This window comes from Streptacidiphilus jeojiensis (assembly GCF_042510965.1).
In the GTDB taxonomy this organism is placed as follows: Bacteria; Actinomycetota; Actinomycetes; order Streptomycetales; family Streptomycetaceae; genus Streptacidiphilus; species Streptacidiphilus jeojiensis.
Genome location: NZ_JBEUKS010000024.1, coordinates 17,348 through 33,392 on the forward strand (window position 1 = coordinate 17,348; position 16,045 = coordinate 33,392).

A 16,045-nucleotide genomic window follows, 5' to 3' on the forward strand; every position below is an offset into this window, starting at 1 on the left:
AGCTAACCGACTGGCACAGCCGCAGGTCAAACAACCTCGCTGCCCCCGATCCACAACCATCCGTTGTCCACCGAGGTGACTCGGCGCGGATCCGGAACCCGGGGAATCCCTACGCCAACTGATCGGCCGGGTGCGGGTCGGCCGGGGCCGGGCGGTCCGCGAGGAGGTCGCGGACCCTGGGGATCACCTCGCGGCCGTAGAGGTCGATGGAGGCGGCGCGGTGCTCCAGCGGGAGTCGTCCGATGTCGTACTTGAGGTCGAAGCGGCTCAGGCCCAGTGCGCGGACACTGGTGGCGATCTTCTGGGCGACCGTCTCCGGCGATCCCACGAACAGGGCTCCCTCCGCGATCTCCTCCTCGTAGCGGCGGAGGGAGGGCGGCGCGAAGCCCCGCTCCTTGGAGGCCGCGTCCATGACCGCCTTCCAGTGCGGCCAGTAGGCGGACCTGGCCTCCTCGTCAGTGCCGGCCACCAGCCCGAGCGAATGCATCCCCACCGGCAGCCGCGGACGCTCGAACTGGTCGAGTGCGCGCTGGTAGAGGTCGACGTGGCCTGCGAACCGGCTCGGGTTGCCGCCGATGACGGCGATCATCAGCGGCAGGCCGAAGTAGGCGGCCCGGACCACCGACTCCGGCGTGCCGCCCACGCCGACCCAGACCGGGATGCCGTCGGCACCGACGGCCGGGTGCACCCGCTGGTCGACCAGGGCGGAGCGGACGGTGCCGGACCAGGTGACCGGCTGGTCCCGGAGCAGGTGCAGCAGCAGGTCGAGCTTCTCCTCGAACAGGGTGTCGTAGTCGGCGAGGTCGAATCCGAACAGCGGGAACGACTCCGTCGAGGAGGCCCGCCCGACGATGAGCTGCGCCCGGCCCTTCGACGCCGCGTCCAGGGTCGCGAACTCGGCGTACAGCCGCACCGGGTCCTGGGTGCTCAGCACGGTCACCGACGTGCCCAGCCGGATGCGTTCGGTCCGGCCGGCGATCGCCGCGAGGATGACCGGGCCGGCCGAGTCCACGTGCTGGTCCCGGTAGTGCTCGCCGATGTTGTACGAGGCGACGCCGACCGACTCGGCGAGCACCGCTTCGTCGATCATCAGCCGTACGGTCTCGGCATCGGTCAGCAGCCGTCCGGAGGAATCCGCACTCACCTCGCCGAACGAGTCCAGCCCGAATTCGATCTCCTGGGTCTTCTCCATCACTGCCTCCAGGTCGGTGTCGGCGTCGCCGCCGCCTTGTGCGGGGATAAACGGACTTTACCCCGCTTACTATTCCGGCCGGGTAGGGTGAGGCCCGTGGACGGACCCCTGTTGCCCCTGGGCGTGCCGCGTGCCGAACGCGCCGACGCCGCACGGAACCGGCTGCACCTGTTGGCCACCGCCCGCGAGATGCTCGCCGAGGACGGCGCGGACCGGCTCACCATGGACGGGCTGGCCGAACGGGCCGGGCTGGGCAAGGGGACGGTGTTCCGCCGGTTCGGCACCCGCGCCGGCATCTTCCAGGCCCTGCTGGACGACGAGGAGCAGCAGTTCCAGCAACAAGTCCTCTCCGGTCCGCCGCCGTTGGGCCCCGACGCCGACGCCCTGGACCGGCTGGTGGCCTACGGCCGGGCCCGGATCGGCTTCCTGTTCGCGCACCGTGACATCGCCCGGGCCGCCCTGGACGGCAGCCAGGCCGTCCCGGCCGGCACCGAGACGCCGCTGTCCCGGATGCACATCCGGATGCTGCTCGGGCAGATCCGGCTCGGCGCCGTCGATCCCGACATCCTGGCCGTCCAGCTCACCGCCGCCCTGGACGGCCCGCTGCTGCTCCACTTGTCCGCCGACGACCTCGCCGTGGACGCGCCACGGATGGAGAACCGACTCGTGCAGGGGTGGCAGAGCCTCGTGCACCGCGCCTGCCGGCCGTGACCGGCATGGGACCGAACCGGACCCCGACCAGATCCGGCAGAGGCCCGGCAGGGGCCCGGCAGAGGCCCGGCAGGGCCGACACTGCGGCCCGGCACTCCGCATGCGGCGGCCACTGCGGGCGCTTAGCCTACGGTCATGAGCAGCAGCGAGGCGTTCGTCACCGTCGCCGGGCGTGAGGTGCGCATCTCCTCGCCGGAGCGGGTCTGCTATCCGGCCGTCGGGGTCACCAAGCTCGACCTCGCCGAGTACTACGTCGCCGTCGCCGAAGGGCTGTTGCGCTCGCTCGCGGGACGGCCGATGGCGCTGCACCGCTTCCCCGGCGGCCTCGACGGCGGCAGCTCGTTCTACACGAAACACGCGCCCAAGGGCCTTCCCGACTGGGTGCAGACGGCCGAGGTGACCTTCCCGAGCGGCCGTACCGGCCGTGAGGTCTGCGTGACCGAGCCGGCGACGGCGCTGTGGGCGGTGCAGATGAACGCCCTGGAACTGCATCCGTGGCCGGTGCGCCGCGAGGACACCGACCACCCCGACGAGCTGCGGCTGGACCTCGACCCGCAGCCCGGCACCGGCTTCGCCGAGGCGGTCGAGGCCGCCACCGAGGCCGAGGCGCTGCTCACCGAGCTCGGCATGGTGCCCTTCGTGAAGACCTCCGGCGGGCGCGGCCTGCACGTGCTGGTCCGGATCGAACCGCGCTGGTCCTTCGTCGAGACCCGGCGCGCGGTCATCGCCCTCGCCCGTGAACTGGAGCGCCGCCGCCCCGAGCTGTTCACCACCTCCTGGTGGAAGGAGGAGCGCGGCGAGCGGATCTTCGCCGACTTCAACCAGATGGCCCGGGACCGGATGCTCGCCGCCGCCTACTCCACCCGCGCCACCCCGGAGGCCACGGTCTCGATGCCGGTGCGCTGGACCGAGCTCGCCGACGTCGCCCCCGAGGACTTCACCGTGCGCACCGTCCCCGCGCTGCTCGCCGAACGCGGCGACGCGCACGAGTCCCTCGACGAGGCGCCGGCCACCCTGGACGCGCTGCTGGAGATGGCCGAGCGGGACGAGCACGACCGCGGGCTCGGCGATCTGCCCTATCCGCCCGACTTCCCGAAGATGCCCGGCGAACCCAAGCGCGTCCAGCCGTCCAAGGCCCGCCACGACGCGGACCAGGGGTAGCGGATAGGGGTAGCGGACTAGGACGACGCGGCCGGGCCAAGCACGTCGGCGAGGTCGTAGGCGGCCGGCAGGTCCAGCTGGTCGTAGCCGCAGGACTCGGGCTGCCGGTCCGGACGCCAGCGCAGGAACCGGGCATTGTGCCGGAACCGGTCCGCCTGCAGCTGGTCGTAGCGCACCTCGCAGACCAGTTCCGGACGCAGCGCCACGAAGGACCGGTCCTTACCGGCGTTCCAGCGGTTGAGCGCGCCCGGGCGCCGGTGCCCGCCGTCGTCCTCGCCGAGCCAGGGGTGTTCCTCCCCCTCGCCCAGCACCAGCGGCGCCAGCTCGTCGACGAGTTCGGCACGCCGGACCGTGGTGAAGGCGCTCGCGCCGCCGACGTAGTTGAGCACGCCCGGCTCCAGGTACAGACCCAGCATCAGCGATCCGACCACCGGGCCGCTCTTGTGCAGCCGGTACCCGGCCACCACCACATCGGCCGTGCGCTCGTGCTTGACCTTCACCATCGCCCGCTCGCCGGGTCGGTACGCGCCGTCCAGCGGCTTGGCGACCACGCCGTCGAGCCCGGCGCCCTCGAAAGTCCGGAACCAGGTCCGGGCCAGCTCGACGTCCTGGGTGGCGCGGGACACCCGCACCTGCGGGTGCGGCGCGAACAGCCGCGCCAGCACCTCGTGCCGCTCGGCCAGCGGACGACCCATCAGGTCCTCGTCGTCGACCGCGAGCACGTCGAAGGCCACGAAGGTGGCCGGGGTCTGCTCGGCCAGCAGCCGGATCCGCGACTCGGCCGGATGGATCCGGTCGGCGAGCCGGTCGAAGTCGAGCCGACTGCCCTGGACCACCACGATCTCCCCGTCCAGCACGCAGCGCGGCGGCAGTGCCTCGGCCAGGGCGGCGACCAGCTCCGGGAAGTACCGCGTCAGCGGCTTGCCGCCGCGGCTGCCCAGCTCGATGTCGTCGCCGTCGCGGAACACCAGGCAGCGGAAGCCGTCCCACTTGGGCTCGTACAGGTACCCGCCGGTCGGCACGGACGCTGCGGCCTTGGCGAGCATCGGCTCGATCGGGGGCTTGACCGGCAATGCCATCGCACATCCTCGCTAGTCGTCCTGGGAACCAGCACACCACGCACAGCCGCGCACCGGCACCTGCCGGCGTCCGAACCGGTGATGTCCCCAGGTCGGCGACGGTCATCGAATCCTTTCGACAATTCGATGACCAAAGAATGACCGACCAGCCGAGAGTGGGTCAGCTTGCCCGATTGACAGTCGTATGGGCCCGCGCTTTGATTCGTCGAAACGTTTCTACGATGGTCTCCCGCCTACCCCACCCCTGGGAGGGAATTGATGAACACCGGACGGCTGCGCTCCGCCGTACTCGCCCTGCTCGCCTCCTCCGCGCTGGCCTGCGCCTTCCTGGCCGCACCGGCGCCCGCACACGCCAGCGCGGCGGACACCACCGTCTCCGTGGACCTGTCCCAGCCCGGCGCGGCCCCCACCCACGCCGGGGCCGGATTCCTGTACGGGCTGACCCAGGACGGATCGGGTCCGGCCGACTCCCTGCTGCAGCCGTTGCAGGCGGACCTGTTCCGCGGCGGCGGTGCCCGGATCGCCGGCGGCGGGTGGATCGGCGACGGCTACACCGCCGGCGCCGGCTACCGGGTCCGCATCAACTCCGCGCTCTCGCAGGCGAAGCGGGTGACGACGGCGCCGTACAACGGGACCTACCACCTGCTGGTGTCGGACCTGTACGGCGCGGACACCACCCAGCCGACCAACACCGTCTACCCCTGCGACAACGGGAACTGCGCCAACTGGACCGCCTTCATCGACCAGGTCGTCGCCGACGTCCAGGCCTCGGGCGTCAGGGTCAGCTACGACATCTGGAACGAGCCGGACGGCACCGGCTTCTGGCAACGCGGCGTCAACAGCGCGCAGTACTACCAGATGTGGGACACCGCGGTGCGCGAGATCCGCCGCCTGGTGCCGTCCGCCCAGATCGTGGGCCCCTCCTACAGCGGCTACAACCACAGCTGGCTGGACTCCTGGCTCGGCCAGACCAAGGCCGACGGCACCCTGCCCAACGTCCTCAACTGGCACTTCGGTACCGACCCCGCCGCTGACGCAGCGGACGCGAGCAGCCTGATGTCCGCGCACGGCATCCCGGCGATACCGATGACCATCAACGAGTACCTCTTCTCGCAGCAGCAGAACTCCGCCTACTCGGCCTGGTTCCTGGACCGCCTCGCGGTCTCCGGGGTCACCGCCGCCGCCCATGCCATCTGGAGCGACTGCTGCGGGGCCGGCACCCTGGACTCGCTGCTGACCGGCAGCGGCAGCAGCCAGCAGCCCTCCGGGCAGTGGTGGGTCTACCAGGCCTATGCCCAGCTCACCGGCGTCCGGGCGGCGAGCAGCAACAGCGGCGGCATGGCCGTCTTCGCGACCGAGGACCAGAGCCGGGGCCGGGCCACCGCCCTGCTCGGCAACAACTCGGGCCAGACCGGCACCACCACGGTCACCATCAACGGGCTGTCCGCCACGCCCTGGCTGCTGTCCGGCGGCACCGTGCACGTCACGGTGCAGCGCATCCCGGACCAGAGCCAGCTGGTCACCCCGATCACGGTCACCGACACGGCGATGACCCCGAGCAACGGCAGCATCAGCGTCCCGGTGAACGTGGTCTCCGGGACCGACGCGTACACCGTCACCCTCTCCCCCAACGGGGTCGCCCCGACGCCTCCCCCGGTCGCCACCACCACCGTCGACGCCAACAGCACCGGCGCCGGCATCGACCAGTTCTCCTACAGCTCCGGCTGGGGCGTGGCCAACGGCATCAGCGACATGTACGCGGGCACCGCCAACTGGACCCAGACCGCCGGCTCCACCGCGCAGTTCCAGTTCCAGGGCAGCCAGGTCGCCCTGCACGCGGTCCGCGACACCGACCAGGGCATCATGACCGTCTCGGTGGACGGCTCCGCCCCGGTCACCGTGGACGACTACGCGGCCACCCGCAACGCCTCCGGGATCGTCTGGACCAGCCTGGTCCTGGCCAGTGGCGCGCACACGCTGACCGTCACCGCCACCGGCAACCGCAACCCGAGCAGCAGCGGCAGCACCATCGCGCTGGACAGCGCCGACGTCCTGCAGACGCAGAGCTCGGGCACGACGGTGACCGTAGACGGCAACGCCACCGGCAGCGGGGTCGACCAGTTCTCCTACAGCTCCGGCTGGGGCCTGGCCAACGGCATCTCCGACATGTACGACGGCACCGCCAACTGGAGCCAGACCGCCGGCTCCACCGCGACCTTCACCTTCAGCGGGACCAGGGTCGCGCTGCACGCCGTGCGCGACGTCGACCAGGAGATGATCGCGGTCTCCCTGGACGGCGGCGCCGAGACGGTCGTCGACGACTACAGCCCCACCCGGAACGCCTCCGGCGTCGTCTGGACCAGCCCGACGCTGGCCTCCGGCACGCACACCCTGCACATCAGGGTGACCGGGAACCACAACCCCAGCAGCAGCGGCTTCAACGTCGCCGTCGACAGCGCCGACGTCACCACCGGCTGAAGGACCCGCTTGAACGGGGTGGGGGGTGCGCGGATCGATCCGCACACCCCCCAGCCCGGCCCCGCCCCGCTAGCGCCGCAGCGGCGGGCCCGCGCTGCCGCGCCGGTTCAGGTGCGGTTCCAGCAGCGTGGACACCGGCTGCTCGGTGCCGCTGATGAGTCCGACCAGGCGTTCGAAGGCCAACCGCCCCAGCTCGGCGGCGGGCAGCGCGACGTCCGAGACGGCCGGGAGCAGGTGCTGGGCCTGGTCGTCGGGGCAGATCGCGACGACCGACATGTCGCCGGGCACCCGCCGGCCGAGCTGCCGCAGCCGGTCCAGGACGAAGGGCAGCGCGAGCTCGTTGTAGACGATCAGCGCCGACAGCTCCGGGTCCTGCCCGAACAGCTCCTCGATGGCCTCGGCCACCCCGGCCGGGTTGGGCTGCGCCGGGATCCAGGTCGGATTCAGCCCGCGGTCGGTCAGTTCCTGCAGCACGCCGTCGCGGGCGCGCAGCGCGAACCCGGCCTGGCGGGCGAAGGTGTCGGCGGGCTGGGCCAGCATGCCGATGTGACGGTGGCCCAGGTCGTGCAGGTGCTGGACGCACATGGCACCGGCGGCGGCGAAGTCGAAGTCCACGTGGACCAGGCTCTCGGCGTCGTCGGGCGTGCCGATCAGCACCGCGGGCCGGTCCAGCGCCCGCAGCACCGGCACCCGGGGGTCGTTGACCTGGATCTCCATCACGATGACGCCGTCGACCATGGCGCTGTTGACCACGTTGTTGATCTCGGCGACGCCGTCCTCGGCGGTCAGCAGCAGCAGGTTGTACCCCTGCGCTCGCGCCGCGTGCAGGACGGCGAAGACGAACTGCATCTGGACGCTGCTCTGACCGTCCGCGAACATCGGCAGCACCATGGCGACCACGTTGGTGCTCTGCCGCCGGATCGAGCGAGCGCCTGCGTGCGGGCGGAAGCCGAGTTCGGCGATGCTCTCCTCGACCCGGCGCCGGGTCTCGGCGGAGATCGGCCGGTTGCCGCTGAGCACGTAGGACACCGTGCTGGGCGAGACCCCGGCCCGCCGCGCCACATCGACCAGCCTTACCGGCACTGCGCCTCCATCGGGTGAGAGACCATTGACTTTACCCGTCCGCCCGGTCTAGCCGAGCTCGGCGGCGAGGATCGGAAGGCTTGCGCCGTCGCGCAGGAACAGCGGTATCCGCTCCAGCGGCGCCGGGCAGCGGTGGGTGCGTCCGGCGGCGAAGGACCGGCCGGTCCAGGCGCAGGTCCAGTCGGCGCCCGCCGGCAGATAGACCTCGCGGCTCTCGGCACCCGCCTCCAGCACCGGGGCGACCAGCAGGTCCGGGCCCAGCAGGAACTGGTCCGCGATCTCCCAGGCCCGGGCGTCCTCGGGGAACTCCAGGAACAGCGCCCGCATCGGCGGCAGGCCGGCGCGGGCGGCGGTCTCCATCTGCTGCCGCAGGTAGGGGCGCAGCCGTTCGCGCAGGGCGAGGTAGCCGGTCATGATCTCGTAGGCGCGCTCGCCGTAGGACCAGACCTCGTTGGGCCCACCGGTGATGTCGCGGCCCAGCGGGGTGCGCGGGGCCCGGTCGCCGTGCATCCGGAACAGCGGGCTGAAGGCGCCGAACTGGAACCAGCGGATCATCACCTCCCGGTAGCCGGGGTCGTCCGGGTCGCCGCCGTGGAAGCCGCCGATGTCGGCGCACCACCAGGGCAGTCCGGACAGGGCGGTGTTGAGTCCGGCGGCGATCTGCCGGCGCAGCGTCGCGAAGTCCACGCCGATGTCGCCGGACCACAGGGCGGCGCCGTAGCGCTGGCTGCCGGCCCAGGCCGAGCGGGAGAAGCTCATCCCGTCGTGGCCCGGGCCCGAGCCCGAGCCCGCGGCCGCCCCTGCGGCCAGACCCTCCCAGAAGGCACGGGCGTGCTCGCGCGGGTACAGATTGCCGACCTCGGCGCCGTTGCCGGCCCAGAAGCGCAGGTTGGCGTGGTGCAGCGGCACGATCTCCGGTTCGCAGGCGTCCAGCCAGAAGACGTTGATGCCCAGGTCGGCGTAGTTGCGCCTGATCGTGTCCCAGAGGAAGGCACGGGCCTGCGGGTTGGTGGCGTCGTAGAAGGCCACCGGGGTCGGGACCGGTGACGGCTTGTCGATGAACCGGGTGTGGGTGGGCAGCCCGGACTCGGTGCCGATGAGCAGCCCCTGCTCGCTGAGCTGCTGCCAGTTCTCACTGACCGGGTTCACCGAGGGCCACACCGAGACCATCAACTTGACGCCCATGGCGTCGAGTTCGGCGACCATCTGCTTGGGGTCGGGCCAGTCCGCCTCGTCGAAGCGCCAGTCCCCGAGGCTGGGCCAGTGGTAGAAGTCGGCCACGATCACCGACAGCGGGAGGCCGCGGCTGCGGTGCTCGCGGGCGACCGCGAGCAGTTCCTCCTGGGTGCGGTAGCGCAGTTTGGACTGCCAGAAACCGGTGGCCCACTCGGGCAGGACCGGGCTGTGGCCGGTCGCGTCGGCGTAGTTGGCCAGGATCCCGGCCGGCGTGGGTGCGGTGGTGAACCAGTAGTCGATCTGCCGGGCCTGGTGCGCGATCCAGCGGGTGCCGCCGGCGGCCAGTTCGACGGCGCCCACGGCGGGGTTGTTCCACAGCAGGCCGTAGCCGCGGCTGGAGAGCAGGAACGGGATGCTGACCTCGGTGTTGCGCTGGACCAGGTCGATCACGGCGCCCTTCTGGTCGAGCAGCCCGTGCTGGTGCTGTCCCAGTCCGTAGATCCGCTCGTCCTCGTAGGCCGCGAACAGCTGCTCGATGCGGTAGCGGCCGGCGCCCAGCGGGCTGAAGCTGCGCGGGCCGGGCCACCAGAAGTGGGCCGGCCGCTCGGCGAGGAGTTCCTCGCCCTGCGCGTCCAGGAACCGGACCACCCCGGCCGGGGTGACCTCGACCCGCAGCCCGCCGTGGAGCAGCACCGCGGGCGGCCCCTGGATCCCGACGGCCGCGCCGATGGAGGCCTCGGCGGAACGGGTCACCGAACCGGGCGGCGGCAGCTCGACGACCGGGTGCAAGCCCGGCGGTGCGGCCAGCAGCGCCCCGGGCAGGTCCTCCATCAGGACGCCGACCCCGGAGCGGACCCGCACGCTGTCGACACCCCAGGGCTCGATCCGAACGAACTGCTCGCTGTCGCGCCATTCGAGACCGCCGTCGACTTCGCGGAACACGCTCATGCCCCGTCCTCCCTGTTCATGGACCCGGGCACCGAGACGCCACAGGTCTGCCCGCCGGATGTTAATCGAATTGATTCGATGATCGCTAGAGGCAATCGTCCCCGAGCACCGGACCCTCCCCCATCGCCGGTCATCACGTCAAGTGCACCCGTCACCAGGGAGACTCGGGCGAAGTGCGGTTACCGGCGAGCCACGGAAACGAAACCTCCCATTGACAACCCCTCCCGCTCGCGCTTCGATACGTCGAAACGTTTCCGCGAGAGGGGCAGCCATGAACGCAGCTAGGAACATCGGGAGTCCCAGCAGATCTCCGCGCCGAGGCCTGGCGCTGACCATGGCCGCCGGTGTGGCCCTGACCGCCGGCGCCTGCAGCTCCGGCGCGGCCACCGGCAGCGCGCCCGCCGGTCCGCTCACGCTCACCGCGACGGACTACTACACCTCCGAGCCGATGCACAGCGCGGTGGGATCGATCCTGACCAGCTGCGCGGCGAGCACCGGCGTGAAGGTCACCCATGTCAGCGTGGCCAATCCGCAGCTGATGCCCAAGGTGCTCCAGCAGCTGTCCTCGCACACGCTGCCGGACCTGCTGATGCTGGACAACCCGAGCCTGCAGCAGATCGCCCAGACCGGCGCGCTGGTCCCGCTCGACACCGCGGGCGTGGACCTGTCCGGCGTCTACCCCTCGATCCTCTCGGCGGGCAGCTACCAGGGCAAGGTCTACGGACTGGCCCCGGGGGTGAACTCGATCGCCCTGTTCTACAACAAGGACGTGCTGAGCGCGGCGGGCATCAAGCCCCCCACCACCTGGGCCGAACTGACCGCGGACGCGGCGAAGCTGACCACCCCCAAGCGCTACGGCTTCGCGATGTCGGCGGACAACGACGGCGAGGGCGCCTGGCAGTACCTGCCCTTCTTCTGGTCCAACGGCGGGGACCTGCAGCACCTGGACGCGGCGCCCTCGGTCCAGTCGCTGCAGCTGGTCAGCGGCCTGGTCAAGAGCGGTTCGATGTCCAAGTCGGTGGTGACCTGGGCGCAGAGCGACGTGAACGACCAGTTCATCGCCGGCAAGGCGGCCATGATGATCAACGGGCCGTGGCAGTTCCCGACCCTGGACGCCGCGAAGGGGCTGCACTACGGGGTCGCCCCGATCCCGGTCCCGACGGCGGGTGCCGCCGTCAAGGTGCCGCTGGGCGGCGAGGTGTGGACCGTACCGGTGACCTCCTCGGCCAAGGAGAAGGCCGCCGCGAAGGTGCTGGCCTGCATGAACACCGGCGCCAACCAGGTCGCGCTCGCCAAGGCGGCCGGCTACGTCCCCTCGCTGCAGTCGGCCGCCGCCCAGGTCGCCAAGGACACCCCGGCGCTGGCGCCGTTCGTCACCGAGGTCTCCACCGCGCTGTCCCGCACCGCGGTGGTCGGCACCAAGTACCCGGCCATCGCCACCGCGCTGGAGACCGCGATGCAGTCGGCGCTGACCGGCGCGGCCAGCCCGCAGGCGGCGCTGACGACCGCTCAGTCCGCGGCGACCAAGGGCTGACCCGGCGCGTCCGGCCCGGCTCGCGCACCCCACCACGGCGGAACTACGGCGGAGGAACAGCAGGATGACCCAGGTCTCGACGATTCCCGGCGCCAGGGCGGCCGGGTCCATGCGGGCCGGAGGACCGGCCGGCGGCCCACGACGGCGCCGCCGGCAGGAGCGGCTGGCCCAGTGGCTGTTCCTGGCGCCCGCCCTGCTGTACCTGCTCGCGTTCTTCGGCTACCCGATCGCCAGGAACGTGGTGATGGGCTTCCAGGACTACAGCACCGCCAGCCTCTACACCGGACGGGCCCCCTTCACCGGCTGGTCCAACTACCAGGCGGTCTTCACCTCCGGACTGTTCACGAAACTGGTGCTCAACACCGCGCTGTTCACCGTCGCCTCGATGCTGGGGCAGTTCGTGATCGGGATGGCGCTGGCACTGTTCTTCAACCGCCGCTTCCCGCTGAACGGCGTGATCCGAGCGCTGCTGCTCCTGCCCTGGCTGCTGCCGATGGTCGCCTCGGCCACGGTGTGGCGGTGGATGCTCGGGCAGGACACCGGCATCGTCAACCGGATCCTGGAGGGCCTGCACCTGGCCCCGGCCGGCGGGGTGCCCTGGCTGTCCAGCGTCAGCGTCGCCCTGGTCTCGGTCACCCTGGTCAACATCTGGGTCGGCATCCCCTTCAACCTGGCGATCCTCTACAGCGGCCTCAAGGAGATCCCGCCCGAGCTGTACGAGGCGGCCGCGCTGGACGGCGTGGGTCCGTGGAGCCGCTTCCGCTACATCACCTGGCCACTGCTGCGGCCGGTGGTCACCGTGGTGGTCGTGCTCGGGTTCATCTACACCGTCAAGGTCATCGACATCATCCTGGTGGTCACCGGCGGCGGGCCGGCCGACTCCAGCCAGACCCTGGCCGTGCAGTCCTACCAGCTGTCGTTCAAGACGTTCCTGTTCGGCCAGGGCGCGGCCATGGGCAATGTGCTGATCCTGGTCTCCCTGCTGTTCGCGCTGGTCTACCTGCGCTTCAACCGCCGGGCGATCCTCACGGAGGGCGAGTCATGAAGACCCCGTCGACCACGCGCAGCCGGTTCTCCACGGTGCTGGCGCTGCTGATCCTCGCCGTGCTGCTGTTCCCGGTGTACTGGATGGTCAACGCGTCCCTGCAGAGCGACGCGACCTCGTTCACCACCGCCTGGTTCCCCTGGCACCCGAGCCTGTCCGGATACCGCCAGGCACTGGCGGACCAGGGCGGGCACCTGCTGGTCAGCCTGCTGCTGGCACTGGGCGCCACGGCCGTCGCCGTCGCGGTGGCCACCCCCGCGGCCTACGCGCTGGCGAAGTTCCGGCTGCCGGGGCGCGGATGGATCGTCCTGGCGACCCTGGTCACCCAGATGATCCCGGGCATCGTCATCGCCAACGCCCTCTACGGCACCTACAACACCCTGCACCTGCTCAACTCGCTGCCCGGCCTGATCCTGGCCGACGCGTCGCTGGGCATCCCCTTCTCGATCCTGCTGATGCGCTCCTTCATGGCCAACGTCCCCGGCGAGATCATCGAGGCCGCACGCGTCGACGGGGCGGGGAGGCTGCGCACCTTCTGGTCGGTGGTGGTGCCGATCTGCCGCAACGGCATCGTCACCGCCGCCCTGTTCAGCTTCCTGTTCGCCTGGAGCGACTTCCTGTTCGCGCTGACGCTGACCTCGTCGGGCACGGTCACCCCGATCACGCTGGGCATCTACCAGTACCTCGGCGCCCAGACCGAGCAGTGGAGCCCGGTGATGGCCAGCGCCGTGCTGGCCTGCCTGCCGTCCACGGTGCTGCTGGTACTGGCCCAGCGCTTCATCGCCTCCGGCATCACCGGCGGCGCGGTGAAGTAGCCCGCAGCAGTCCTCAGCGGCGGTCCGGCGGTCCCCAGTCCGGTTCGCTCGCGTGCATCAGCAGCGCCCAGAGGATCACCACGTCCAGGGTGATCACGATCAGCGCCCAGGCCGGGTAGTAGGGCAGGAAGATGAACTGCAGGGCCATGGTGGTGGCGGCGAAGAGCACCCCGGCCCACCGGGCCCACACCATCCCGCCCAGCAGGCACACGGCGATGACGACCAGGGCCACCCCGAACAGCAGGTGGATCCAGCCCCACGCCGAGACGTTGAACCGGTAGGCGTAGTGCAGGACATTGGCGTAGGGAACGTTCTTGGCGATCGCGGCGGCGCCCTGCAGGATGCTGAGGACCCCGCTGACGGCCATGACCACCGCGGCGAACACAACGCCCACGGGAGCGGAAGCGCCTCCGCGGGGTGCCCGTGAAGCGGGACTGGCGCCTGTCTGGTTGTGCGACGGCTGCTGGGCTGTCATCAGAGATCTCCGCTGCTCGGCCTCGCGCGAGGGCTGGACTCCGCACCGCGGTACTCCGCTCCGATCGCCTCGACGGTCCGACGGCGCACTTCCATGGTCGGCCGCCCCGGCCACCGCTGCCACCCGAGTGCCTGCCGGGGCCCCTGCCGCCGCCCGGCTTAAGGGAGTCCTAGCGACAACTCATGGCGTGGTCTAGACCCTTGACGGCCTAATAGGTCTAGGCCATTGTTCGGGACATACCTGCTTTTGTCAGGTGCACAGCCGCTGCCGTCCCCCCGCCGGCGGCGCGGTGCCGTGCCGACCGTCATGTCGCCCCCAGGAGGCAGCACAGTGCATCACCGCAGGAGAAACCGGGCACTCGCCGCGCTGACGGCAGTCGCTCTCGTCCCGCTCGGCCTCGGCCTGCTGGGCCGCAGTGCCAGTGCCGCCGCCGCCAATCTGCTCACCAACGCCGGCTTCGAGACCGGGACGCTGTCCGGCTGGACCTGCGACAGCGGCACCGCCTCGGTGGTCGGCTCCCCGGTGCACTCGGGCACCCATGCGCTGTCCGGGCTGCCGACGTCGTCCGCGGACGCCCAGTGCACCCAGACCGTCGCGGTGCTGCCCAACTCGACGTACACGCTGTCGGCCTACGTCGAGGGCCCCTACGTCTACCTCGGTGCCAACGGCTCCAGTTCCACCTGGACGCCGTCCGCGACCAGCTGGCAGCAGCTCAGCACCACGTTCACCACCGGCGCGGCAACCACCTCGATCACCGTCTACCTGCACGGCTGGTACGGGCAGGGCGGCTACACGGCCGACGACGTGGTGCTCACCGGCCCCGGCGGCGGGGCGACCCCGACGCCCAGCGCCAGTGCGTCGGCCAGTGCGTCGGCCAGCCCCACGCCGAGCGCCAGTCCCACCGCGAGTTCGAGCCCGACCAGCAGCCCCACCCCGACTCCCACCGCCACCGGGGGCACCGGCGGCACGGCCGCCTGGCACCCGAACTACCTGTCGATCGGGTCGGTCTACACCCCCGGCAACACCGTCGACGCGTTCTTCACCACGCTCAAGTCGCACGGCAAGCTGCCGGACTACGGGTACGAGTACCTGATCGGCGGCGACTTCGCCAACTGGGCCACGACCACGACCACCATGGTCACCCACTCCGAGCAGTTCGGGATGACCCCGGTCCTGGTCGACTACGGCATGAACGGCAACATCGACGGCACCAGCGTCGACTACACCAACATGCAGAACGCGAGTTGGCTGACCACCTACTTCCAGGCGCTCAAGTCCGCGGCCCAGGCCGCGCAGGCCGCCGCTCCCGGCAAGCCGGTCGGCTGGGTGATCGAGCCGGACATGCTCGGCTACCTGCAGCAGAACTACGCGGCGCAGTACAACAACGACGCCGCCCAGTTCCCGGCCGCCACCAACGCCGCGTACTCCTCCGGCGTGCTGTCCAGCGGCAGCGACCCGGCCTTCGGCAACAACCTCAAGGGCCTGGTCCAGGCGATCAACTACGCCGTCAAGAAGTACGACCCGACCGCCTTCGTCGGCTGGCAGGTCAACACCTGGGGCGTCCGCGACGCGCTCAAGGACACCGACACCCTGGGCTGGACCGCAGGCCAGCAGTCGGTGGTGAGCACCGCCACCCAGGTGGCCGACTTCGCGAAGACGGCGGCCATCAACTACGACGCCGACTTCACCGCGTTCGACCAGTGGGGACAGGACTTCGGCATCCTGAACGACCCGAACCCGGCGGGCGACATCCGCTACCTCAACGACGCGCACTGGACCAACTACCTGCTCTATGTGAAGACCATCCGCCAGTCGCTCGGACTGCCGGCCGTGCTGTGGCAGCTGCCGACCGGCCACCTCAACTCGACCCTCACGGCCAGCCCGACCTACTGGAACGCCTCCGGGAAGTTCCCCGCCCTGGACGACGTCTCGGCCAACCGGGACGAGGACTCGGCGGCCACCTTCTTCTACGGGGACTCGTTCACCAGCAGCGGCAACAACCTCGCCTTCTACAGCAGCAACCCGGGCGCCGACCCCAAGGTGACCGTCAGCGGGTCCACCGTCACCTGGGGCTCGCACCTCCCGGAGGCGGCGGCGGACGGCGTGGTGGCCATCCTCTTCGGGGCGGGCACCGGCTCGGGCACCTACGGGGTGCCGGAGATGGTGGGCAGCTACCAGAGCGCCCCCAGCGACTACGACTACTGGGTCACCCGCACCCAGTCCTACCTGGCCGCACCGACCCCGCTGCCCTGACCCCGCTGCTCTGATCTGACGGCCCCTCCACCGGACCCCGGTCCGCCGGAGGGGCCGTCAACTGCTGTGCGTAGCTTGGGATCCGGCTGTGTCGA

At 70.9% G+C, this 16,045-nt stretch carries 12 protein-coding genes; 7 read left to right on the forward strand and 5 right to left on the reverse strand.

The annotated features are described in order from the left end of the window. Positions 1-109 precede the first annotated feature (109 nt). The gene (locus ABUW04_RS39145) at positions 110-1,192 is read right to left on the reverse strand and encodes an LLM class flavin-dependent oxidoreductase (RefSeq protein ID WP_380569035.1); all 1,083 of its coding nucleotides are present in this window, start codon (positions 1,190-1,192) and stop codon (positions 110-112) included. 96 nt (positions 1,193-1,288) lie between these two features. Between ABUW04_RS39145 and ABUW04_RS39150 the strand changes: the two genes are divergently transcribed. Continuing rightward, on the forward strand, positions 1,289-1,903 hold the full coding sequence (locus ABUW04_RS39150; protein ID WP_380569036.1) for a TetR/AcrR family transcriptional regulator: 615 nt from the start codon (positions 1,289-1,291) through the stop codon (positions 1,901-1,903). Positions 1,904-2,038: 135 nt separating this feature from the next. After that, on the forward strand, positions 2,039-3,064 hold the full coding sequence (gene ligD, locus ABUW04_RS39155) for a non-homologous end-joining DNA ligase (RefSeq protein ID WP_380569037.1): 1,026 nt from the start codon (positions 2,039-2,041) through the stop codon (positions 3,062-3,064). A 17-nt stretch (positions 3,065-3,081) separates the two neighbouring features. Here ligD and ABUW04_RS39160 read toward each other — a convergent pair whose 3' ends face one another. Then, on the reverse strand, positions 3,082-4,143 hold the full coding sequence (locus tag ABUW04_RS39160; protein WP_380569038.1) for an ATP-dependent DNA ligase: 1,062 nt from the start codon (positions 4,141-4,143) through the stop codon (positions 3,082-3,084). A gap of 258 nt (positions 4,144-4,401) precedes the next feature. Here ABUW04_RS39160 and ABUW04_RS39165 point away from each other — a divergent pair, with 258 nt between their 5' ends. Beyond that, complete coding sequence (locus tag ABUW04_RS39165) at positions 4,402-6,621, forward strand: hypothetical protein (RefSeq protein WP_380569040.1); 2,220 nt, start codon at positions 4,402-4,404, stop codon at positions 6,619-6,621. A 69-nt stretch (positions 6,622-6,690) separates the two neighbouring features. Here ABUW04_RS39165 and ABUW04_RS39170 read toward each other — a convergent pair whose 3' ends face one another. Next, the gene (locus ABUW04_RS39170) at positions 6,691-7,704 is read right to left on the reverse strand and encodes a LacI family DNA-binding transcriptional regulator (protein ID WP_380569041.1); all 1,014 of its coding nucleotides are present in this window, start codon (positions 7,702-7,704) and stop codon (positions 6,691-6,693) included. Positions 7,705-7,752: 48 nt separating this feature from the next. Continuing rightward, a complete protein-coding gene (locus ABUW04_RS39175; protein ID WP_380569042.1) occupies positions 7,753-9,828 on the reverse strand; it encodes a glycoside hydrolase family 31 protein in 2,076 nt (691 codons plus the stop codon). A gap of 271 nt (positions 9,829-10,099) precedes the next feature. Between ABUW04_RS39175 and ABUW04_RS39180 the strand changes: the two genes are divergently transcribed. The 3 genes from ABUW04_RS39180 to ABUW04_RS39190 all read left to right on the forward strand — a co-directional run bounded on the left by ABUW04_RS39180 (position 10,100) and on the right by ABUW04_RS39190 (position 13,222). Further along, entirely contained in the window at positions 10,100-11,362 is a 1,263-nt protein-coding gene (locus ABUW04_RS39180; RefSeq protein WP_380569043.1) for a sugar ABC transporter substrate-binding protein, read from the forward strand. 64 nt (positions 11,363-11,426) lie between these two features. Further along, positions 11,427-12,407, forward strand: coding sequence for a carbohydrate ABC transporter permease (locus ABUW04_RS39185; protein ID WP_380569044.1), 981 nt, complete (start codon positions 11,427-11,429; stop codon positions 12,405-12,407). Then, positions 12,404-13,222, forward strand: a complete 819-nt coding sequence (locus tag ABUW04_RS39190; RefSeq protein ID WP_380569046.1) for a carbohydrate ABC transporter permease — start codon at positions 12,404-12,406, stop codon at positions 13,220-13,222. Before ABUW04_RS39185 ends, ABUW04_RS39190 begins: the two co-directional genes overlap by 4 nt. Positions 13,223-13,235: 13 nt before the next feature. On the opposite strand, the gene ABUW04_RS39195 is transcribed toward ABUW04_RS39190, so the two are convergent. Further along, on the reverse strand, positions 13,236-13,616 hold the full coding sequence (locus ABUW04_RS39195) for a DUF7144 family membrane protein (protein WP_380569048.1): 381 nt from the start codon (positions 13,614-13,616) through the stop codon (positions 13,236-13,238). Positions 13,617-14,027: 411 nt separating this feature from the next. Here ABUW04_RS39195 and ABUW04_RS39200 point away from each other — a divergent pair, with 411 nt between their 5' ends. Further along, on the forward strand, positions 14,028-15,950 hold the full coding sequence (locus tag ABUW04_RS39200; RefSeq protein ID WP_380569051.1) for a carbohydrate binding domain-containing protein: 1,923 nt from the start codon (positions 14,028-14,030) through the stop codon (positions 15,948-15,950). The last annotated feature ends 95 nt before the right edge of the window (positions 15,951-16,045 follow it).